The organism is Streptomyces sp. 8N706, from assembly GCF_052245415.1.
Classification (GTDB): domain Bacteria; phylum Actinomycetota; class Actinomycetes; order Streptomycetales; family Streptomycetaceae; genus Streptomyces.
In genome coordinates, this window is the sequence record NZ_JBQQBW010000019.1 from 16,367 (window position 1) to 36,750 (window position 20,384).

The following is a 20,384-nucleotide window of genomic DNA, read 5'->3' on the forward strand; positions in this document are numbered from 1 at the left end:
ACACTCTGGACATGCGCGTCTACCTCGGCTCCGATCACGCCGGTTTCGAACTGAAGAACCACCTCGTCGAGTGGCTCACCGCCCAGGGTCACGACCCCGTCGACTGCGGCCCGCTCATCTACGACGCCCAGGACGACTACCCGCCGTTCTGCCTCCGCGCGGCGGAGCGGACCGCCGCGGACCCGGACAGCCTCGGCATCGTCATCGGCGGCTCGGGCAACGGCGAGCAGATCGCCGCGAACAAGGTCAAGGGCGTCCGTGCGGCGCTGGCCTGGAGCGAGCAGACCGCCGCACTCGGACGCGAGCACAACGACGCCAATGTGATCAGCATCGGTGGACGCATGCACACCCAGGACGAGGCGACCCGGTTCGTCGAGGTCTTCCTGAACACCCCGTACTCGGGCGAGGAGCGGCACACCCGCCGTATCGAGATGCTGACGGCATACGAGACGACGGGCGAGCTTCCGGCGATCCCCGCCCACCACCCCCAGCCGTAGCCCGCACCGGCGCCCACGCCGTACTTGCGCCCGCGTCGGCGACCGTACCCGTACTCGCGTCCGCGTCGGTGCCCGTACCCGTACTCGCGTCCGCGTCGGCGCCGTACCCGCGCCGCTCCCGTGCCCGGGGGCGGCCCGGCCTCGTCCTGCCCGCTTGCCGCCGGCGCGGCGGGCGGGCACCACGAGATCTGCGATTCCTGAGGAGACACCGTGCCCGAGGGGCATACGATCCACCGCCTCGCGGCGGACTGCCTCGACCGCTTCGCGGGCCGGGAAGTCCGGGTCAGCAGCCCCCAGGGCAAGTTCTCCGACGGCGCGGCCCTGCTCGACGGCCAGGTGATGAGCGACGCGGAGGCCCACGGCAAGCATCTGTTCCTCGCCTTCGAGGCGGTGGGCTGGGTCCATGTCCACCTGGGCCTCTACGGCAAGGTCGGCTTCGGGATCCCTCCCGTGCCGGCGCCGGTCGGCCAGGTCCGGATGAGGCTCGTCGGCGGCACCGCGGCCGACGGCCACTACGCCGACCTGCGGGGCCCCACGACGTGTGAGCTGATCACCGCGGCCGAGAAGCAGGCGATACACGACCGGCTCGGTCAGGACCCGCTGCGGCCCGGGGATGACGGCGAAGCGGCGTGGCAGCGGGTGAGCCGCAGCCGAACGAGCGTCGCCGCGCTGCTCATGGACCAGAAGGTGATTGCGGGCGTCGGCAATGTGTACCGTGCGGAGGTCCTCTTCCGGCACGGAATCGACCCGTACCGCGCCGGGCGCGCGCTCACCCGCACCGAGTGGGACGCCATCTGGGCCGATCTGGTCGCCCTGATGCGCGAGGGCGTCCGCAACAACCGCATCGACACCGTCCGCCCCGAGCACACCCCCGAGGCGATGGGCCGCCCGCCGCGCGTCGACGACCACGGCGGCGAGGTCTACGTCTACCGCAGGGCCCACCAGCCTTGCCATATCTGTGGCGGCGAGGTCCGCACCGCCGGCCTCGCCGCCCGAAATCTCTTCTGGTGCCCCGCCTGCCAGCGGGACTGACCGGGGCACCCGGAGGCCTGGATGCAGCTGACGCAGTCCTACGTCATCGGTACCGGCCGGGCGGGCCCGCCGTACCGTTCGGTGTCCACCTCGCCCGACTGCTGCCCGGTCGCGGGACCGTAGCCGAACCGGCGGGGACCGAGGGCTCCGAAGCGGCAGCCCGACCCGTGGGCGCCGCCCACGGGAACGCACGTCGCCCCGTTGCCGGCGCGGCATCGAGAGCGGGACACCCCGCTGCCGCCGCGACCGGCCGGACACCGGCCACGGGCGATCCCGCCGCGGGTACCGGCCGCGCCCGCCCGGCGGCCGGCAGCTGGAACCCGTATCAGCGTTTTCGCACGCAGGCGACCGCATTTGCGCACCGCGCCCCCGCGCCGACGGGCCGAGGCCGAATGCCGAGGAGCCCGGCGCGCCGTGAATCGACGCGCCGCCGAACGGGTGGATAGGGTCCCGGTGAAATGGCACGCGTCGCGGGAGCAGAGACCCCCACGGCCCGGATGCGGAAGCAGGTGCACCGGGTCCGCACCGGCCTGCGCCGAGCCGGGGTCGACTACTTCCGCGGAGACGCCTCCGACTGGATCGCCCTCGCCGCCCTCCTGCTCACCGTCCCGGCCATCGCCACCGGGACGATCGCCGTCCCCGACTGGTGCCCGCCGGCCGCGCTCGTCCTCCCGATCGTCCTCGGCGGACTGCTGCTACGGCCGTCCAGTCTTCTGCTCCTCTACGCCGGGTCGGCAGCGGCACTGATCATCGAGGCCGCGGCGCTCGGCCCGTACTCCCAGGGGCCCTCGCGGGTCAGCCCGGGCACGGTCCTCGTGGTGGGCGCGGTGGGCTTCGTCGGACTGGTCATCGCCCAGTTCCGCAGCCGGGTCGGAGTGCCGTGGCGGCGCGGCGGCACCATGCTCTTCGACCTGCGCGAGCGGATCCGGGTGCAGAGCAAACTGCCGCAGCTGCCCCAGGGCTGGCACCGGGAGATGGCGCTGCGGCCCGCGGGCGGCCAGTCCTTCTCCGGCGACTTCGTCGTGGCGGCCCGTACGAACGGCGGCCGAACCCTGGAGGTCGTCCTCACCGACGTCTCCGGCAAGGGGATGGACGCGGCCTCCCGCGCGCTGCTGCTGTCGGGCGCGTTCGGCGGACTGCTGGGCTCCCTTCCGCCGCACGCCTTCCTCCGCGCCGCCAACGGCTATCTGCTCCGCCAGGACTGGGACGAGGGCTTCGCAACCTCCATCCACCTCGTCCTCGACCTGGACAGCGGGGACTACGAGCTCCTCTCGGCCGGTCACCTCCCCGCCCTGCAGCTCAGCGCCGGAACGGGGCGGTGGGAGGAGAAGAGCGCGGAGGGACCGCTGCTCGGGGTGTACGACGGGGCGCAGTTCGACCCCGTCAAGGGAACTCTGCGCGCCGGTGACGTCCTGATGCTGTTCACCGACGGGCTCGTGGAGTCCGCCGAACGCGAGCTGACGGAAGGCATCGACCGCCTCACCGGCGAAGCCGACCGCTATGTCGCGTCCGGCTTCCACGGCGCGGCCTGGCATCTGATCGAAGCCGTGGCCAAGGACGTCAACGACGACCGTGCTCTGCTGCTGATCTGCCGGGACTGAGCCGGTTCCGAGGGCTCTGCGCGGCCCGGGATGTTTCCTGTGCATCGTCCGCTTTCGGACACCGAACTCCGGCCGGGAGCGCGGGGCACTCGTAGGGGGACATACGTCCCGCGCCCCGCGCCCGTTGCCTGCCTGGGCTGTTGCGAGCCGTCGCGGGCCTTGGGCGAGACACCCGTCGCGGGCGCGTTCCCGGACGTGCGGAGGCCGTTCCCGGACGTGCGGAGGCCGGTGAACGGCAGCTGCTCCTCTCCTCCCGCACGGCTCTGACCGCCACGCGGCGGATATACGCGTACGGCCCCGGAGCATGGGCTCCGGGGCCGTACGTACGCGCTGTGAGAGTGCCCGGCGGGGTGGGTGGGTCAGCCGGCGGGGGTCTTCGTACGGCCGCGGGCCAGTTCGGCCGCGTCCTTCTTGAAGGCCCACTCCAGCTTCGGCTCCATCGCGAAGCGGAACAGCCGCTGTACCGGCGGGGTGCACAGTACGGTCACGATGCCACCGGCGATGAACGTCACGAGGACGGCGCCCCACGGGGTCTGCAGCCAGTCCCAGTTGTCGAACCAGCCCCAGAAGCGCGAGCCCTTGGCGAGGAAGCCGTGCAGCAGGTAGCCGTACAGCGTCCCCGCGCCCAGCGCTGTGAACCACATCTTCCGCCGCGGAACCCAGGCGAAGAAGCAGGCGACCAGCACCATCGAGCAGCCGAACAGCGCCAGCGTCATGATCATGCCGCTCCACCAGGGGGCGGTCAGCTCCTGGGCGCTGTCCCGGTGGTAGAACCACGCGGAGGACATCCGCGGAGCGGCCCAGTAGGCGACGACGAGGGCGACCGCGAAGACCGGTACGGAGAGGATCCGCACCTCACGGCGGCGTACCAGCTGGAAGTGCTCCGGCTTCAGGAACAGACCGGCCACGAAGAACGGCAGGAACTGCAGGACACGCTGCAGATCGAGGTCGTCACCGATGTCGGGCGAGATCGAGGCGAGCGCTCCGATCGCCAGTGCCAGCGGTACCGGCCAGCGGACGACCTTCCACAGCGGGGTGGACATCCGCCAGACGAACAGCGCAATGAGGAACCAGGTCAGGTACCAGGGGTCGAGCAGGCTGATCGGCTGTGTCGGGTCGTCGTCCGCCCAGCGCTTGAAGAAGGAGTACGCGACCTCGAAGACGACATACGGCACCGCGATGGTGGTCACCAGCCGCTTGAGCCGGTCCGCACGCATGTCGAAACTGCGGGAGAAATAGCCGGAGATGATGATGAACGCCGGCATATGGAAGCCGTACACGACCATGTACAGCGCTTCGGCGGTCCGGCTGCCGTCCGTGAGAGGTTCCCACGCATGGCCCATGGCCACCAATACGATGGCCAGGTACTTGGCGTTGTCGAAGAACGAATCACGCTGCTTCGGCTTGCCCTCTCCGGCCGGTGAAGCGGTGGTTCTTCCGTGAGCCGCGGCGTCCCTGTCATCAGGACGCGGGCCCGGGTCGGTGGCCGCCGCATCCCGGGCCGGGGGGAGCGGGGTCCGCTGATAGCCGTGCGGGCGCAACGTGTTCGTCACAGGCCCTCCCACCACGAACTGGGGGAGACGATCCTGGACCTCACTGCGCGTGCGAGGGTCGTGGCAGCGCTGAACATCTGAGGCACCATAGCGTCGGAAGGGGGATTCCGTAAAACCTTCATCCTCCTGTCTACGAATCCAACAGCTACCCGGTTCATGGGAAGTAAACGTGGCCGTCGAGCTGTGGGGTGTGATGGCGCCAAGTGCCCGTTCTGTCACGGCTCATCCCCCTTAAATAGGGCATATGCCCCGCAGGAGTCTCCGGCGGAATGTCCGGTCCATTGAGCCTTTGTCGTCCCCGTCGATGACTCGCACGCAAATTCAGAATTACTGATCGCGGGGCACCGCGGAGCCTGTCGTCGGGCCATATCGCGCACACAGAATTGATCAGGTCTGATTAACCGGAGTACGGGACCCGGGAATTGCCCGGCGCTCCTGCCGGCCGCGGGACGGGAGTGACCGGTGCCACAAAGGCCCGACGGTGTGACCGACGACGCGTCACCCGGGGCTAGCGGGCAACAGGTTGATGGCACCATGGTCACCACGGGGGTGTGCGGGGCATGCTTCCCGGGCCGGTGAGACGTTCCGACCGAGGGTGTGATCCGTTGTGGCCATTTCGCTGTCCGTGGTGGTGCTGTTGGCGATCGTCCTGGTGGTCATGATCCGCGGGGGTTCGCTCAAGGCGGGGCCGGCCATCGTGGCGGCGCTGTTCGGCTTCTTCCTCGCCTCGACGGACATGGCCCCGTCGATCAACCGCTTCCTGAACTCCATATCGGAGACGATCAGCCAGATCAGCTTCTGACCGGGCCCGCTCCGGCCCGGTCCCGAGGGCCGACCGGACCAGGCCCGGACCCGCCCGCGGGCCCATCCGGCCTCCGACGCCCGGTCCGTGTCCGACGGGTCCGGCCTTCGACGACCGGTTCCAGCTTCTGATGACCCGGTCCGGCCTCCGGCGGCCCGTCCGTGTCCGACGACCCGGTCCGGCGCTCCTGTCCGGACCGCCACCGCCGCGGATGCGATCAGCTGCCGACGCGGCGAGCCAGCGCGTCCCGTACGGCGTCCTCGCTCCGCGCGACCGACGCGGTGCCGTCGTCCGCGGTGATGATCGGCCGCTGGATCAGCCGCGGGTGCGCCGCGAGCGCCCCGATCCACCGTTCGCGCTCCGCCGGCTCGCGGGGCCACGCCCGCAGTCCCAGCTCCTTGGCCTCGTCCTCCTGCGTACGGACGATGTCCCACGGTTCCAGCCCGAGCCGGTCCAGTACGGCTCGCAGCTCGTCCGTGGTCGGAGGGTCCTCCAGATAGCGCCGCACGGTGTACTCGGCGCCCTCCTCGTCGAGGAGCTTCACAGCGGACCGGCACTTCGAGCACGCGGGATTCACCCAGATCTCCATGCCCGGCACCCTAGTGGGCCCTGCGGTCAGGCGGTCCGCGCCCGTCACGCCCGGCCTCCTGCCCCGGCCCCCGGCCCCGCGGTCCGGCAGCGCCCGTGGTGCAGGGGCGGCACCCAGGGTGGCGGCATCCAAGGTGGCGTCGCCCATGGCGAAAAAAATGGCTCCGGCACGGCTCCGCGAATGTCGCGAACCGGGCCGGAGCCTCATGGAGCGGGCGACGGGAATCGAACCCGCGTAGCCAGTTTGGAAGACTGGGGCTCTACCATTGAGCTACGCCCGCATGCACCGCCGTACGTGAGGACCGCGGCACGCAGAGCATCGTAGCGGGTTCCCGCGGTCTCCCGCACACCTGGCCCCACCCGCATCAATGCGGCAGCCGCAGCGCGCCCGGGCATGTACCCTACGTGTCGCACCAGCGGGGTGTGGCGCAGCTTGGTAGCGCGTCCGCTTTGGGAGCGGAAGGCCGTCGGTTCGAATCCGGCCACCCCGACAAGATCCATTGTGGGGCTCAACGTACGTGCGGTTACTATGCAAACTGCGTGCTCGTGTGTCTCTAACCGGGCGCGATCCGCTGAAAATCAGCAGAACTCCCAGAAGTCAGCCCCCAAGGAGACCCAACCGTGAAGAGCGCCGTGGAGAACCTGAACCCGACCCGGGTTCGGCTCACTGTCGAGGTGCCCTTCGAGGAGCTCAAGCCCAGCCTCGACGCGGCGTACAAGAAGATCAACCAGCAGGTCACGGTGGCGGGGTTCCGCAAGGGCAAGATCCCGGCCCGCGTCATCGACCAGCGGTTCGGTCGCGGCGCCGTGCTCGAGGAGGCCGTCAACGACGCGCTCCCGAAGTTCTACACCGAGGCGGTCAACGAGGGTGACCTCAACCCGCTGGGGCAGCCCGAGGTCGACATCACCGAGCTGAAGGACGGCGAGCTGCTGGCCTTCACCGCCGAGGTGGACATCCGCCCGGCCATCGAGATCCCGGACTACTCCGGCATCGAGGTCGAGGTCGACGCCGTCGAGGTCTCCGACGAGGACGTCGACAAGTCCGTCGAGCAGCTGCGTGAGCGCTTCGCCTCCACCTCCGCCGTGGAGCGCGCCGCCGCCGAGGGCGATGTCGTGACGATCGACCTCGAGGCCAAGGTCGAGGGCGAGGTGCTGGAGGACGGCGTCGCGAGCGGCGTGAGCTACACCGTCGGCTCCGGCGAGCTCCTCGACGGCATCGACGAGGCCGTGACGGGCCTGGAGGCCGGCGGTACCGCGACCTTCACCTCCGAGCTCAAGGGCGGCTCCGCCGAGGGCAAGGAGGCCGAGGTCAAGGTCGACGTCACCGCCGTCCAGTCCCGTGAGCTCCCGGAGCTCGACGACGAGTTCGCGCAGCTGGCGAGTGAGTTCGACACCCTCGAGGAGCTCAAGGCGGACAGCCGTAAGCGCCTCGAGCAGATGAAGAAGTACGAGCAGGCCACCCAGGCGCAGGAGAAGGTGCTCGACGCCCTCATCGCGCTGGTGGAGGTCCCGATCCCGGAGAAGCTGCTCGAGGACGAGATCCAGACCCGTAAGCACAACCTGGAGCACCACCAGCTCCAGCAGATGGGCCTGGACATCGAGGGTTACCTCAAGATCCAGAACAAGTCCGCCGAGGAGTTCGACGCCGAGCTCCGCGAGCAGGCCGAGAAGGGCATCAAGACGCAGTTCATCCTGGACGAGCTCGTCTCCAAGGAGCAGCTGTCGGTCGGCCAGGAGGAGCTCACCGAGCACCTGATGCGCCGTGCGCAGTCCTCCGGTATGAGCCCGGACCAGTTCGCCCAGGCCGTCGTCGAGGGCGGCCAGGTGCCGATGCTCGTCGGTGAGGTCGCCCGCGGCAAGGCCCTCGCGGTCGTCGTCGAGGCCGCCACCGTCAAGGACACCAACGGCGAGACCGTTGACCTGGACGAGGAGGACGAGACCGCCGAGACGGTCGAGGCCGCGTCCGAGGACGCTGCCGAGGGCGAGAAGGCCGACGAGGCCGCCGGGGACGAGAAGCCCGAGGCCTGACCTCGCCCGCTCCCGTAAGCCGTACGGTGGGCCCGGACGCAGCGTGATCACGCCCGTCCGGGCCCACCGGCGTCTCCCGCGCCGCACCGGCGTCCTCCCGGAGGACTGCTCCGGGAGGGGGCCCCACAGGCGGCCTCCCGGGCTCTGAGAACCCCTCCCGGCCCCCACGGGCGCCCTCCCGCGGCCTCACGGGCGTCCTCCCGGACCTCGTCGGAGCCCGTGAGCCTGCGCTCACAGCGAACAGTTCTCAATGCGGGATGGCGTTGTCCGACCTGCGCGTTAGGGTCCGTAGATACGAGGGCAGGGGAGTCCCCGGGAGACGCCGGAGAGCGTCGGCACCGCCGACCCCCGCGCCCCAGAAGAAGACGCTGAGACGGCCCGTTGCCGTCAGAGACGAGCAGGTGGATACGTGACGAATCTGATGCCTTCCGCCGCCGGCGAGCCGTCCATCGGTGGTGGCCTCGGCGACCAGGTCTACAACCGGCTGCTCAACGAGCGCATCATCTTCCTCGGCCAGCCGGTCGACGACGACATCGCCAACAAGATCACCGCGCAGCTGCTCCTCCTTGCCGCTGATCCGGACAAGGACATCTACCTCTACATCAACAGCCCCGGTGGCTCGATCTCGGCCGGCATGGCGATCTACGACACCATGCAGTACATCAAGAACGACGTGGTCACCATCGCCATGGGCCTGGCGGCTTCGATGGGCCAGTTCCTGCTGAGCGCCGGCACCCCCGGCAAGCGGTTCGCGCTGCCGAACGCCGAGATCCTGATCCACCAGCCCTCCGCGGGCCTGGCGGGTTCCGCCTCGGACATCAAGATCCACGCCGAGCGGCTGCTGCACACCAAGAAGCGGATGGCGGAGCTGACCGCCTTCCACACGGGGCAGACCGTCGAGCAGATCACTCGCGACTCCGACCGTGACCGCTGGTTCTCCGCCGACGAGGCCAAGGACTACGGCCTGGTCGACGAGGTCATGACCTCCGCCTCGAGCGTTCCGGGCGGGGGCGGCACCGGGGCCTGACCCTGGACGCCACCCCGCAAGCCGACCCCCAGCCCATGATCGCCACCAGGATGGTGAAGAACCCGATGAACAACTTCCCCGGCACCGGCCTGTACGAGGGCCCCAACGCAGAGTCCCGCTATGTCGTTCCGCGCTTCGTCGAGCGCACCTCCCAGGGCGTGCGCGAGTACGACCCGTACGCCAAGCTCTTCGAGGAGCGCGTGATCTTCCTGGGCGTCCAGATCGACGACGCCTCGGCCAATGACGTCATGGCGCAGTTGCTGTGCCTGGAGTCGATGGACCCCGACCGGGACATCTCCATCTACATCAACTCGCCGGGTGGCTCGTTCACCGCGCTCACGGCGATCTACGACACGATGCAGTTCGTGAAGCCCGACATCCAGACGGTCTGCATGGGGCAGGCGGCATCCGCCGCCGCCGTGCTGCTCGCGGCCGGCACGCCCGGCAAGCGGATGGCGCTGCCGAACGCCCGTATCCTGATCCACCAGCCGTACAGCGAGACCGGTCGCGGACAGGTCTCCGACCTGGAGATCGCGGCCAACGAGATCCTGCGGATGCGCTCGCAGCTGGAGGAGATGCTGGCCAAGCACTCCACCACGCCCATCGAGAAGATCCGGGACGACATCGAGCGCGACAAGATCCTCACCGCCGAGGAGTCGCTTGAGTACGGCCTGGTGGACCAGATCGTGTCCACCCGCAAGACCAGCGTCGGGTTGGGCTGACACCTCCCGTCAGGGACGTCGCCCCTTGGACCGGTCACGGACAAGTGAACCGGCCCAAGGGGGGCCCGCACGGGGGGCCCGGCAAGGTACCGTCGTTAGGCAAGCACCCGGGTCTGCGCAAGCGATGCAGATCCCAGGCGAAGGGGAAGCACCTCGTGGCACGCATCGGTGACGGCGGCGACCTGCTCAAGTGCTCGTTCTGCGGAAAGAGCCAGAAGCAGGTGAAGAAGCTCATCGCGGGGCCTGGTGTGTATATCTGCGACGAGTGCATCGACCTCTGTAACGAGATCATCGAGGAGGAGCTCGCCGAGACCTCGGAGGTGCGGTGGGAGGAGCTTCCCAAGCCGCGCGAGATCTATGAGTTCCTCGAGGGCTATGTCGTCGGTCAGGAAGCCGCCAAGAAGGCGCTGTCCGTGGCTGTCTACAACCACTACAAGCGGGTGCAGGCCGGCGAGACCGGGCAGGGCGGGCGCGACGACGGCATCGAGCTGGCGAAGTCCAACATCCTGCTGCTCGGGCCCACGGGCTCCGGCAAGACCCTGCTCGCCCAGACGCTCGCGCGGATGCTCAACGTCCCCTTCGCCATTGCCGATGCCACCGCGCTCACCGAAGCGGGCTATGTCGGCGAGGATGTCGAGAACATCCTTCTCAAGTTGATCCAGGCCGCCGACTACGACGTCAAGAAGGCCGAGACCGGCATCATCTACATCGACGAGATCGACAAGGTCGCCCGCAAGAGCGAGAATCCGTCGATCACCCGTGATGTGTCCGGCGAGGGCGTCCAGCAGGCCCTGTTGAAGATTCTGGAAGGCACCACGGCATCCGTGCCCCCGCAGGGCGGCCGAAAGCACCCGCACCAGGAGTTCATTCAGATCGACACGACGAACGTGCTGTTCATCGTGGGCGGCGCCTTCGCCGGTCTTGAGAAGATCATCGAGTCCCGGGCCGGCGCGAAGGGTATCGGTTTCGGCGCGACGATCCGCTCCAAGCGTGAGATCGACTCCTCGGACCACTTCCGCGAGGTCATGCCGGAGGACCTGGTGAAGTTCGGGATGATCCCGGAGTTCATCGGCCGGCTTCCCGTCATCACCTCGGTCCACAACCTCGACCGCGAGGCGCTGCTCCAGATCCTCGTCGAGCCGCGCAACGCGCTGGTGAAGCAGTATCAGCGGCTCTTCGAACTCGACGGTGTGGAGCTGGACTTCGACCGCCCGGCGCTCGAGGCCATCGCGGACCAGGCGATCCTCCGCGGCACCGGCGCGCGCGGTCTGCGCGCCATCATGGAGGAGGTCCTGATGTCGGTGATGTACGAGGTGCCGTCGCGCAAGGACGTCGCACGGGTCGTCGTCACCGAGGACGTCGTGCACTCGAATGTGAACCCCACTCTCGTCCCGCGCGAGCCGCGAGCTATCGGCAAGGGCGAGCGCCACGAGAAGAGCGCGTAAAGGCCCTGTCCGCGCGGCCCTGTCGGAGGCCGCGACTCCTGTCGGGCCGCGACTCCGGACTCCGCCACGGCACTCCCGGGCCTTCGGCCGGTGAAGCCCCCGGAGGCAGCAGGAGGGGACACCCCGACTGCCTGGTGAGGCATCACATCCGACGCCCTGGTGTGCGCATGGAGAGTTCCAGCGCCGGTCCTGCGAGACCACGGCGGCAGATGCCGAAGGCCGGGGAGACGGATCCGAGAGCGCAGGCAGCGCGAAAGGGGCGCCCGGCAACTGCCGGGCGCCCCTTCGTCGGCCCCTGTCGTACGCGGGTGTCTACTTCTCGACGCGGACGTCGTTGCGCAGCTTCGCCGTTGTCGCCGCCCAGTCCTCGACCGACGGCGGCTGGAGGGCGCTCGGGTCGGTGGCGCCCTCCTGCGGGCCCCACACGACGAGAGCGGCCGTGCTGCTGTCGCCCCACACGCAGAACGGCGTCTTCACCAGGCCGAGGTCGTACTCGCCGCACTTCATGAGGTCGCCGTCGAAGCCGGAGGGCGTCTGCTCCGTCGCCTTGGAGCTCTTGAACGGGCCATCGGTGAGAATGGCGTTGACCGCGGCGTCGGGGTCAGTGACATCGCCGTACGCGCCCGCGAAGACCAGCTGGCCCTCGCCGCTCTTGTACCCGGCGGTGACGGAGGTGCCGTCCTCGATGCCCTTGTCGTTGACGGCCTGGGACGCCGGGGGCTTCTTCGTGTCGTCCTTGGTGTACTGGCCCCCGATGACGGTCTGCGGCGTGGCCAGCTTGTACGCGTCGCCGCCTCCGCCGCCGCCGACGATGAAGTACGCACCCGCGGCTATCACGGCCACGCCCACGATGCCGGCGATGATGCCGATCGTCTTGCCCTTGCCGCCGCCCTGACCGGGAGGCGGCGGGGGGACGTAACCGGGCTGCGGCGGCTGGCCGTACGGGCCGGGCTGCTGGGGCTGGCCCGGGTAGCCGTAGCCCTGCTGCGGCGGTACGGGGCCGCCCTGCTGCGGGTAGCCGTACCCGGGCTGGCCCTGCGGTGGCTGGCCCTGCGGCGGCTGGCCGTACGGGCCGGGCTGCTGTGGCTGACCGCCGTACGGGCCGGGCTGCTGCGGCGGGCCGCCGTACGGGCCCGGCTGCTGCGGCGGGCCGCCGTACGGACCCGGCTGGTTGTAGCTCATGGGGTTCCTCTCGCTGCTGCTACTTGATCTCGACGCGAGCGTCGTTGCGTACCTTGGCGGCGGTCTCCGCCGCGCCGTCGAGGTCGGCGTTGCCCGCGATGGCGGCCACCGGGTCGACGGTCATGACCCCGCCGACCGTGCTGGAGTCGCCCCAGATGCACACGGGAATCTCCGCCGACTTGACCGGGGCGCCGGGCTCATCGTTGATGATCTTGAACTTCTGGCACTTCATGACCGCGCTGCCCAGCCCGTCGGGCTCCATCTCCTCCGGGCTGCCGACCGGCTCGACCGTGCCGTCCTCGTCCTCCGACGCGGACTTCGTCAGCACGACGAACATCGCGTCGACGACCTGCTCGGGGCTCTCGATTCCGCCCCAGACGCCCGTGAGCAGCATCTGCTTCTTGGAGGAGGTGGAGTACTCGGCCTGGACCGGGTGCGGGTCGGAGACACCCGGGATCTCGGTGAGCTCCTCCTTTTCGCCGGAGCTCATGCTGGAGTCGTCCTTGCCCGGTCCCTGTCGCTCGAACTCCGTGGCCACGGTCGCCGGCGTGGTCAGCTTGTGGGGGCCGTCGTCCTCCGCTCCGCCGGCCCCGGCGACGTAGAAGACACCGCCGACGAGGGCGGCGACCGCCACCACCGCACCGATGACGATGCCGATCCGCTTGTTGCCGCCGCCCTGGGGAGGCATCGGCATCTGACCATACGGGGCCTGCTGGCCGTAGGGTCCCGGCTGCCCGTAGCCGCCGGGCTGTTGCGGCTGGCCGTAGGGGCCGGGCTGTTGGCCCTGCCCCGGGTAGCCGTAGCCCGGCTGCGGCGGTACCTGGCCCTGCGGTGGGTACCCGTAACCGGGCCGGCCGGCCGCCCCGCCCTGGCCGTACGGGTTCGGCTGCCCCCCGCCGTACGGACCTGGCTGGGGCGGCGGCTGGTTGTAGCTCATTGCGTCCCCTCGATGCACATGACAGTAGCGTCACATCCTTCCGGACGACTTACGCCGGCTTTACCTCGGGGCTGCAACAGCTTGGAAACCGTTGCCGGGAGGCTTCCGGCACAAGTGGCCCAATCCGGGCCGCCAGGGACCCCGGCCGCGGCTGCGGCGCCCGGCCCGGCGGGCGGGGGAAGTGGTTCGTAACAGCCCCGGCACGGCCCTTAGACTGACCGTCGTGACCGACAACACCCAGCGCCCCCACGACGGGGCTGTGCAGCCGACGAGTCCCCCCATCGATCTGCCGACCCAGTACGCACCGGCCGAGGTGGAGGGGCCGCTGTACGAGCGCTGGGTGGAGCGGGGTTACTTCGAGGCGGACGCGAAGAGCGACAAAGAGCCCTACACGATCGTCATCCCGCCGCCGAACGTCACCGGCTCCCTCCACCTGGGCCACGCCTTCGAGCACACACTCATCGACGCCCTCACCCGCCGCAAGCGGATGCAGGGGTACGAGACGCTGTGGCAGCCGGGCATGGACCACGCCGGCATCGCCACGCAGAACGTCGTCGAGCGCGAGCTCGCCAAGGAGGGCAAGTCCCGGCACGACCTGGGCCGCGAGGCGTTCGTCGAGCGCGTCTGGAAGTGGAAGGCCGAGTCCGGGGGGCAGATCTCCGGCCAGATGAAGCGCCTCGGCGACGGCGTCGCCTGGTCGCGCGAGCGCTTCACCATGGACGAGGGGCTCTCCCGGGCCGTCCAGACCATCTTCAAGCGGCTCTACGACGACGAGCTGATCTACCGCGCCGAGCGCATCATCAACTGGTGCCCGCGCTGTCTGACCGCCATCTCGGACATCGAGGTGGAGTACCAGGACGACGACGGCGAGCTCGTCTCCATCCGCTACGGCGAGGGCGACAACTCCATCGTCGTCGCCACGACCCGCGCCGAGACGATGCTCGGTGACACCGCCGTCGCCGTCCACCCCGACGACGAGCGGTACCGGCACCTGGTCGGCACCGAGATCGAGCTGCCGCTGACCGGCCGCCGTATCCCGGTCGTCGCGGACGAGCACGTCGATCCGGAGTTCGGCACCGGCGCCGTCAAGGTGACGCCTGCGCACGACCCGAACGACTTCGAGATCGGACAGCGCCACGGCCTGCCGAATCTCGCGGTCATGGACGAGCACGCCGTCATCACCGCGCACGGCCCGTTCCAGGGGCTGGACCGCCTCGAGGCCCGCTCCACCATCGTCGCCGCGCTGCGCGCCGATGGCCGGATCGTCGCCGAGAAGCGCCCGTACACCCACTCCGTCGGGCACTGCTCGCGCTGCAAGACGACCATCGAGCCCCGGCTGTCCATGCAGTGGTGGGTCAAGGTGGGCCCGCTCGCCCGGGCCGCGGGCGACGCCGTCCGCGACGGCCGGGTCGCCATCCACCCCAAGGAGATGGAGTCCCGCTACTTCGGCTGGGTCGACAACCTCCACGACTGGTGCATCTCGCGTCAGCTGTGGTGGGGTCACCGGATTCCGGTCTGGTACGGGCCGGAGGGCGAGGCCGTCTGCGTCGGCCCCGACGAGGAGCCGCCGAGCGGCGAGGGCTGGAGGCAGGACAGCGATGTCCTGGACACCTGGTTCTCGTCCGGCCTGTGGCCGTTCTCCACACTCGGCTGGCCCGAGCGGACGGAGAGCCTGGAGAAGTTCTATCCGAACTCCGTCCTGGTCACCGGCTACGACATCCTCTTCTTCTGGGTCGCCCGGATGATGATGTTCGGGCTCTACGCGATGGACGGCACGCCGCCGTTCCACACCATCGCCCTCCACGGCATGGTCCGCGACCAGTTCGGCAAGAAGATGTCGAAGTCCTTCGGCAACGCGGTCAACCCGCTGGACTGGATGGACACCTACGGCTCCGACGCCGTCCGCTTCACCCTGGCCCGCGGCGCCAACCCCGGTGTCGATGTGCCGATCGGCGAGGACTGGGTCCAGGCGTCCCGCAACTTCGCCAACAAGATCTGGAACGCGACACGCTTCGCGCTGATGAACGGCGCGACGGTCGAGGGGGAACTCCCGCCCGCGGAGCGGCTGTCGGCGGCGGACCGCTGGATCCTCTCCCGGCTGAACAGCGTCGTCGCCGAGGTGGACGCGTACTACGACGACTACCAGTTCTCCAAGCTCAGCGAGACCCTGTTCCACTTCGCCTGGGACGAGGTCTTCGACTGGTACGTCGAGCTGTCCAAGACCACCTTCCAGAAGGGCGGCCCGGCGGCCGATGCCTCCCGGCGGGTTCTCGGCGAGGTCCTGGACGTCACCCTCCGGCTGCTGCACCCGGTGGTTCCCTTCGTCACCGAGACGCTGTGGACCACGCTCACCGGCCAGGAGTCGCTGGTCATCGCCAACTGGCCGTCCGACAGCGGCTTCCGTGACACCGACGCGGAGCGGGAGATCGAGACCGTCCAGCAGGTGGTCACCGAGGTCCGCCGGTTCCGCGCCGACCAGGGTCTTCAGCCCGGCCAGAAGGTCCCGGCCCGGCTGGACCTGGCCGGTACGGCGCTCGCGGCCCACGAGGACGCGATCCGTCAGCTGCTGCGCCTCCAGCCGGAGGGCGAGGGCTTCACGGCCACCGCCACCCTGCCGGTCGCGGGTGCCACGGTCGCCCTCGACCTGTCGGGTGCCATCGATGTGGAGGCGGAGCGCAAGCGGCTGGCCAAGGATCTGGCCGCGGCGCAGAAGGAGCTCTCCCAGACCACGGCGAAGCTCGGCAACGAGGCCTTCCTCGCGAAGGCCCCGGACCAGGTCGTGGAGAAGATCCGCAAGCGGCGGGAGGCGGCCGAGGCCGATATCGAGCGAATCTCCGCCCAGCTGGACGGGCTGCCGCAGGCCTGACCGACTGCCCGGGCGGCCGCAGCGGCCGCCCGGGGCCGCTTTTCGCGTATCTGCTGGGCCGTGACGAGGTCTTCGACTACGGAGGCGTCTCCTGCCAGGCGTCCTCGGGCCGTGGAGGCGGTCACGCACGACGACCCGCTGCCCTACGCGGGCATGGCGGGCCGGGTCGGGCAGCACCAGAGCCGCACCGAGCGCCGTCGGGCCGAACAGTTATCCGGCGGCTCCGGGGCGGTTGGGGCCGTCCGGGGCGGTTCCGGCCGTCCGGAGCGTGTCCGGCCTTCCGCGACGTGTCCGGCCGTCCGGGGGCGGCCCCGTACGCTCGTGGACGGCCTCCTACCAGGGCGCGGCGCGGCCGTACCGGCTCCGTAGACTGGGGGCGTGAGTGAGCCCCCCGAGACCGACGACCCCGACGGCCCCGACCCCTTCGAGGAGATCGTCGGAGCCGAGACCGAACGTGACCCGGACCTGGCGGTGATCGAGGCCGGAAGCCGGACCCTGCGCACCCAGGCCGGGCCGCCCCAGGGCGACGGTGTCCCGGCCCGCCCGCAGGACCCGGAGGTCGACCGGGCGCTGCGCGAGGTCGAGAGCGCCCTGGCCGACCGGTGGCCGGAGACCAAGCTCGACCCGTCGCTGGTGCGTATCGAGGCGCTGATGGACGTCCTCGGCGAGCCGCAGCGCGCGTACCCCTCGATCCACATCACCGGCACCAACGGCAAGACCAGCACGGCCCGGATGATCGAGGCGCTGCTGGCCACGTTCGAGTTGCGTACGGGCCGCTACACCAGCCCGCACGTCCAGTCGGTGACCGAGCGGATCAGCCTGGACGGCGCGCCGGTGTCCGCCGAGCGCTTCATCGAGACGTACCGCGACCTCCAGCCGTATCTGGAGATGGTCGACGCCGCGCAGGAGCACCGGCTGTCCTTCTTCGAGGTGCTCACGGGTATGGCGTACGCGGCGTTCGCCGACGCACCGGTCGATGTGGCGGTGGTCGAGGTCGGGATGGGCGGCAGCTGGGACGCCACGAATGTGGTCGACGGGCAGGTCGCCGTGGTGACGCCCATCGCGCTGGACCATACGGACCGGCTGGGCACCACGCCCGGCCAGATCGCCGGGGAGAAGGCCGGCATCATCAAGGAGGCCGCCACCGTCGTCCTGGCCCAGCAGCCGGTGGACGCGGCCCAGGTGATGCTCAAGCGGGCGGTCGAGGTCGACGCCACGGTCGCACGGGAGGGCATGGAGTTCGGGGTCGCCCACCGGGAGGTCGCGGTCGGCGGGCAGCTGCTGACGCTGCGCGGCCTGGGCGGCGAGTACCCGGACGTCTTCCTGCCGCTGCACGGAGCGCATATGGCGCACAACGCGGCGGTGGCGCTGGCGGCGGTCGAGGCCTTCTTCGGGATCGGCTCGCAGCACGCCCGTACGCTCGACATCGACACCGTGCGCTCGGCGTTCGCGTCGGTCGTCTCGCCGGGCCGCCTGGAGGTCGTCCGCAAGAGCCCGACGGTGATCCTGGACGCCGCGCACAACCCCTCGGGGGCGCGGGCCGCGTCGGAGGCGGTCACCGAGGCGTTCGGTTTCAGCCGTCTGGTCGGGGTGGTCGGCATGAGCGGCGACAAGGATGTGAAGGGCTTCATGGAGGCCTTCGAGCCGATCTTCGCGGAGGTCGTGGTGACCCGGAACTCCAGCCATCGCGCCATGGACGTGGACGAGCTGGCGGCGCTCGCGGTGGAGGTGTTCGGGCAGGAGCGGGTGCAGGTCGAGCCGAGACTCGACGATGCCCTGGAAGCGGCGATCACCCTGGCGGAGGAGGAGAGCGAGTTCTCCGGCGCGGGTGTGCTGGTGACCGGCTCGGTGATCACGGTCGGCGAGGCCCGGCTGCTGCTGGGAAGGGGCTGAGATGCGAACCCTGTGTGCGAGCACGCTGATCGGTGAGTTCTTCGTCATCGGCTTCGCGGGGCTGGTCGCGATGCAGACATCGGATCTGTCGGCGGCCACGGTCTGGACGGTGAGCGGCGTCGCCATGCTGCTCTGTGTGCTGCTGTGCGGGATGCTGGGACGGCCGGGGGCGGTGCAGATCGGCTGGGCGCTGCAGCTCGGGCTGATCGCCTCCGGCTTCGTCGTCCCGGTGATGTACTTCCTCGGAGCGTGCTTCGCGGGGCTGTGGTGGGCCTCGGTCCGCTACGGCCGGAAGGTCGACGAGGCGAGGGCCAGGTTCGCGGCGCGGTCGGCGGACCCGGGGACGGGCGCTGTGTGATGGCGCGGTCGCTCACCCATGTAGCCTCTTCGCACCCGCACAGTGCCTCGGGGACCCGGGCCGCGCGGCGTCAGCCGCCTCTGCCACCGCGCCCGGAGAACACAGCTAAGGAGCCCGCACCGTGAGCCAGCGCACGCTCGTCCTTCTCAAGCCCGATGCCGTACGACGCGGTCTGATCGGTGAGGTCATCGGCCGGATCGAGCGGAAGGCCGGCTGGAAGATCAGCGCGCTGGAGCTGCGCGACCTGGACCGCCCCGTGCTGGAGCAGCACTACGCCGAGCACGTCGGCAAGCCGTTCTACGAGCCGCTGGTGGAGTTCATGTCCTCCGGCCCGGTCGTGGTGATGGTCGTCGAGGGCGAGCGGGTCATCGAGGGTCTGCGGACACTGGCCGGGCCGACCGATCCGATCGCCGCCGCGCCCGGCAGCATCCGGGGCGACTTCGGCACGATTGTCCGGGAGAACCTCATTCACGCCTCGGACTCGGAGGAGTCCGCGGAGCGAGAGCTGAAGATTTTCTTTCCCCGCCTTGCCTGACGCCCTGTCAGCCGTAATCCGCTTGTGACCTGGGGCGATCGAATAAATTCGATCGCCCCTTGGCATACGCGCAGCGATTGGGGGAACCTGTCACTCCGACACGACGTCACCAATACGGGGGTAGGCGCGTGTTCTGCTGACAATTGGCGGAGTAACCCTCGCGGCGCGTTCCAGCGAGCGTGACTACGATGGAAACCTCCACACCCACAGCGCCCGCCCTGCCGACCTGCAACTCATCATCGCTCCAGCTGGGAAGGCCAGACGTATCCTCATGGGGAACAATATGTCGTTCATCGGCCGTGACATGGCTGTCGACCTCGGCACCGCCAACACGCTGGTGTACGTCAGGGGTCGCGGGATCGTCCTCAACGAGCCATCCGTCGTCGCCATCAACACCAATACCGGCGGCATCCTGGCGGTCGGTGCCGAAGCGAAGAAGATGATCGGCCGCACCCCCGGCAACATCGTCGCCGTACGTCCGCTCAAAGACGGCGTCATCGCCGACTTCGAGATCACGGAGCGGATGCTCCGCTACTTCATCCTGAAAATCCACAAGCGCCGTTATCTGGCGCGCCCCCGCGTCGTGGTGTGTGTGCCCTCCGGTATCACCGGTGTCGAGCGCCGTGCCGTCATCGAGGCGTCCACCCAGGCGGGCGCCCGCCAGGTGCACATCATCGAGGAGCCGATGGCGGCGGCGATCGGCTCTGGCCTCCCGGTCCACGAGGCCACCGGCAACATGGTGGTCGACATCGGCGGCGGCACCACCGAGGTCGCCGTGATCTCGCTCGGCGGAATCGTCACGGCACAGTCGATCCGGGTCGCCGGTGACGAGCTGGACAACGCGATCATCCAGCACATCAAGAAGGAGTACAGCCTCCTTCTCGGTGAGCGCACCGCCGAGAACATCAAGATGACCATCGGCTCGGCGTACGACCTCGAGCAGGAGGAGCACACCGAGATCCGCGGTCGCGACCTGGTCAGCGGCCTGCCGAAGACCGTCGTCATCTCCGCCGCCGAGGTCCGCAAGGCCATGGAGGAGCCGGTCAACTCGATTGTGGACGCGGTCAAGACCACGCTCGACAAGTGCCCGCCGGAGCTGTCCGGCGATGTGATGGACCGCGGCATCGTGCTGACCGGCGGCGGTGCGCTGCTGCGCGGTCTCGACGAGCGGCTGCGCCGTGAGACCGGTATGCCGATCCATATCGCCGAGGACCCGCTGGACTCGGTCGCGCTGGGTTCCGGCAAGTGTGTGGAGGAGTTCGAGGCGCTCCAGCAGGTGCTGGACGCCCAGCCCCGCAGATGACGCACGGGACGGATT

At 69.6% G+C, this 20,384-nt stretch carries 17 protein-coding genes and 2 tRNA genes; 14 read left to right on the forward strand and 5 right to left on the reverse strand.

Annotation, left to right across the window (positions count from 1 at the left end):
- The first annotated feature begins 11 nt into the window (after positions 1-11).
- From ACTWQE_RS10195 to ACTWQE_RS10205, 3 genes are all read left to right on the forward strand, one after another.
- Entirely contained in the window at positions 12-497 is a 486-nt protein-coding gene (locus ACTWQE_RS10195) for a ribose-5-phosphate isomerase (RefSeq protein WP_443328537.1), read from the forward strand.
- A 210-nt stretch (positions 498-707) separates the two neighbouring features.
- Positions 708-1,529: an Fpg/Nei family DNA glycosylase gene (locus tag ACTWQE_RS10200; RefSeq protein ID WP_443328538.1), complete on the forward strand. Its 822-nt coding sequence runs from the start codon at positions 708-710 to the stop codon at positions 1,527-1,529.
- 458 nt (positions 1,530-1,987) lie between these two features.
- Positions 1,988-3,130 (forward strand): PP2C family protein-serine/threonine phosphatase, encoded by a 1,143-nt coding sequence (locus ACTWQE_RS10205; protein WP_443328539.1) that lies wholly within the window; start codon positions 1,988-1,990, stop codon positions 3,128-3,130.
- A 359-nt stretch (positions 3,131-3,489) separates the two neighbouring features.
- Here the strand turns inward: ACTWQE_RS10205 and ACTWQE_RS10210 are convergent, their stop codons facing one another.
- Positions 3,490-4,683, reverse strand: coding sequence for an acyltransferase family protein (locus tag ACTWQE_RS10210; protein WP_443328540.1), 1,194 nt, complete (start codon positions 4,681-4,683; stop codon positions 3,490-3,492).
- 607 nt (positions 4,684-5,290) lie between these two features.
- On the opposite strand from ACTWQE_RS10210, the gene ACTWQE_RS10215 reads away from it, so the two are divergent.
- Positions 5,291-5,485: a hypothetical protein gene (locus ACTWQE_RS10215; RefSeq protein WP_443328541.1), complete on the forward strand. Its 195-nt coding sequence runs from the start codon at positions 5,291-5,293 to the stop codon at positions 5,483-5,485.
- 217 nt (positions 5,486-5,702) lie between these two features.
- Here ACTWQE_RS10215 and ACTWQE_RS10220 read toward each other — a convergent pair whose 3' ends face one another.
- Positions 5,703-6,074 carry an arsenate reductase family protein gene (locus tag ACTWQE_RS10220; RefSeq protein WP_443328542.1) on the reverse strand — a complete coding sequence of 124 codons (372 nt, stop codon included), beginning with the start codon at positions 6,072-6,074 and terminating at the stop codon, positions 5,703-5,705.
- A 206-nt stretch (positions 6,075-6,280) separates the two neighbouring features.
- A tRNA-Gly gene (locus ACTWQE_RS10225) sits at positions 6,281-6,354 on the reverse strand.
- A gap of 136 nt (positions 6,355-6,490) precedes the next feature.
- Here ACTWQE_RS10225 and ACTWQE_RS10230 point away from each other — a divergent pair.
- The 5 genes from ACTWQE_RS10230 (at position 6,491) to clpX (ending at position 11,295) form a co-directional block, all read left to right on the forward strand.
- A tRNA-Pro gene (locus tag ACTWQE_RS10230) sits at positions 6,491-6,564 on the forward strand.
- A gap of 130 nt (positions 6,565-6,694) precedes the next feature.
- Positions 6,695-8,101 carry a trigger factor gene (gene tig / locus ACTWQE_RS10235; protein WP_443328543.1) on the forward strand — a complete coding sequence of 469 codons (1,407 nt, stop codon included), beginning with the start codon at positions 6,695-6,697 and terminating at the stop codon, positions 8,099-8,101.
- Positions 8,102-8,522: 421 nt separating this feature from the next.
- Positions 8,523-9,128: an ATP-dependent Clp protease proteolytic subunit gene (locus ACTWQE_RS10240; protein WP_443328582.1), complete on the forward strand. Its 606-nt coding sequence runs from the start codon at positions 8,523-8,525 to the stop codon at positions 9,126-9,128.
- Positions 9,129-9,193: 65 nt separating this feature from the next.
- Entirely contained in the window at positions 9,194-9,850 is a 657-nt protein-coding gene (locus ACTWQE_RS10245; protein ID WP_443328583.1) for an ATP-dependent Clp protease proteolytic subunit, read from the forward strand.
- A 155-nt stretch (positions 9,851-10,005) separates the two neighbouring features.
- Positions 10,006-11,295, forward strand: coding sequence for an ATP-dependent Clp protease ATP-binding subunit ClpX (gene clpX / locus ACTWQE_RS10250; protein ID WP_443328544.1), 1,290 nt, complete (start codon positions 10,006-10,008; stop codon positions 11,293-11,295).
- 312 nt (positions 11,296-11,607) lie between these two features.
- On the opposite strand, the gene ACTWQE_RS10255 is transcribed toward clpX, so the two are convergent.
- Both ACTWQE_RS10255 and ACTWQE_RS10260 read right to left on the reverse strand, forming a co-directional pair.
- Positions 11,608-12,477 carry a hypothetical protein gene (locus ACTWQE_RS10255; protein ID WP_443328545.1) on the reverse strand — a complete coding sequence of 290 codons (870 nt, stop codon included), beginning with the start codon at positions 12,475-12,477 and terminating at the stop codon, positions 11,608-11,610.
- Positions 12,478-12,496: 19 nt separating this feature from the next.
- Positions 12,497-13,414 carry a hypothetical protein gene (locus ACTWQE_RS10260; protein WP_443328546.1) on the reverse strand — a complete coding sequence of 306 codons (918 nt, stop codon included), beginning with the start codon at positions 13,412-13,414 and terminating at the stop codon, positions 12,497-12,499.
- 223 nt (positions 13,415-13,637) lie between these two features.
- Here ACTWQE_RS10260 and ACTWQE_RS10265 point away from each other — a divergent pair, with 223 nt between their 5' ends.
- The 5 genes from ACTWQE_RS10265 (at position 13,638) to ACTWQE_RS10285 (ending at position 20,369) form a co-directional block, all read left to right on the forward strand.
- Entirely contained in the window at positions 13,638-16,280 is a 2,643-nt protein-coding gene (locus ACTWQE_RS10265) for a valine--tRNA ligase (RefSeq protein ID WP_443328547.1), read from the forward strand.
- A 378-nt stretch (positions 16,281-16,658) separates the two neighbouring features.
- A complete protein-coding gene (folC, locus tag ACTWQE_RS10270) occupies positions 16,659-18,173 on the forward strand; it encodes a bifunctional tetrahydrofolate synthase/dihydrofolate synthase (RefSeq protein WP_443328548.1) in 1,515 nt (504 codons plus the stop codon).
- A gap of 1 nt (position 18,174) precedes the next feature.
- Positions 18,175-18,531: a DUF4233 domain-containing protein gene (locus tag ACTWQE_RS10275; RefSeq protein ID WP_443328549.1), complete on the forward strand. Its 357-nt coding sequence runs from the start codon at positions 18,175-18,177 to the stop codon at positions 18,529-18,531.
- A 121-nt stretch (positions 18,532-18,652) separates the two neighbouring features.
- Entirely contained in the window at positions 18,653-19,066 is a 414-nt protein-coding gene (ndk, locus tag ACTWQE_RS10280) for a nucleoside-diphosphate kinase (protein ID WP_443328550.1), read from the forward strand.
- Between the two features lie 283 nt (positions 19,067-19,349).
- Positions 19,350-20,369 carry a rod shape-determining protein gene (locus tag ACTWQE_RS10285; RefSeq protein WP_443328584.1) on the forward strand — a complete coding sequence of 340 codons (1,020 nt, stop codon included), beginning with the start codon at positions 19,350-19,352 and terminating at the stop codon, positions 20,367-20,369.
- Positions 20,370-20,384: the final 15 nt, after the last annotated feature.

Coding starts and splice junctions, on each gene's coding strand:
- ACTWQE_RS10195 (WP_443328537.1), top strand. CDS start 12: ATGCGCGTCTACCTCGGCTCCGATCACGCCGGTTTCGAACTGAAGAAC.
- ACTWQE_RS10245 (WP_443328583.1), top strand. CDS start 9,194: ATGAACAACTTCCCCGGCACCGGCCTGTACGAGGGCCCCAACGCAGAG.
- ACTWQE_RS10205 (WP_443328539.1), top strand. CDS start 1,988: ATGGCACGCGTCGCGGGAGCAGAGACCCCCACGGCCCGGATGCGGAAG.
- ACTWQE_RS10240 (WP_443328582.1), top strand. CDS start 8,523: ATGCCTTCCGCCGCCGGCGAGCCGTCCATCGGTGGTGGCCTCGGCGAC.
- ACTWQE_RS10220 (WP_443328542.1), bottom strand. CDS start 6,074: ATGGAGATCTGGGTGAATCCCGCGTGCTCGAAGTGCCGGTCCGCTGTG.
- ACTWQE_RS10285 (WP_443328584.1), top strand. CDS start 19,350: ATGTCGTTCATCGGCCGTGACATGGCTGTCGACCTCGGCACCGCCAAC.
- ACTWQE_RS10260 (WP_443328546.1), bottom strand. CDS start 13,414: ATGAGCTACAACCAGCCGCCGCCCCAGCCAGGTCCGTACGGCGGGGGG.
- ACTWQE_RS10255 (WP_443328545.1), bottom strand. CDS start 12,477: ATGAGCTACAACCAGCCGGGTCCGTACGGCGGCCCGCCGCAGCAGCCG.
- ACTWQE_RS10275 (WP_443328549.1), top strand. CDS start 18,175: ATGCGAACCCTGTGTGCGAGCACGCTGATCGGTGAGTTCTTCGTCATC.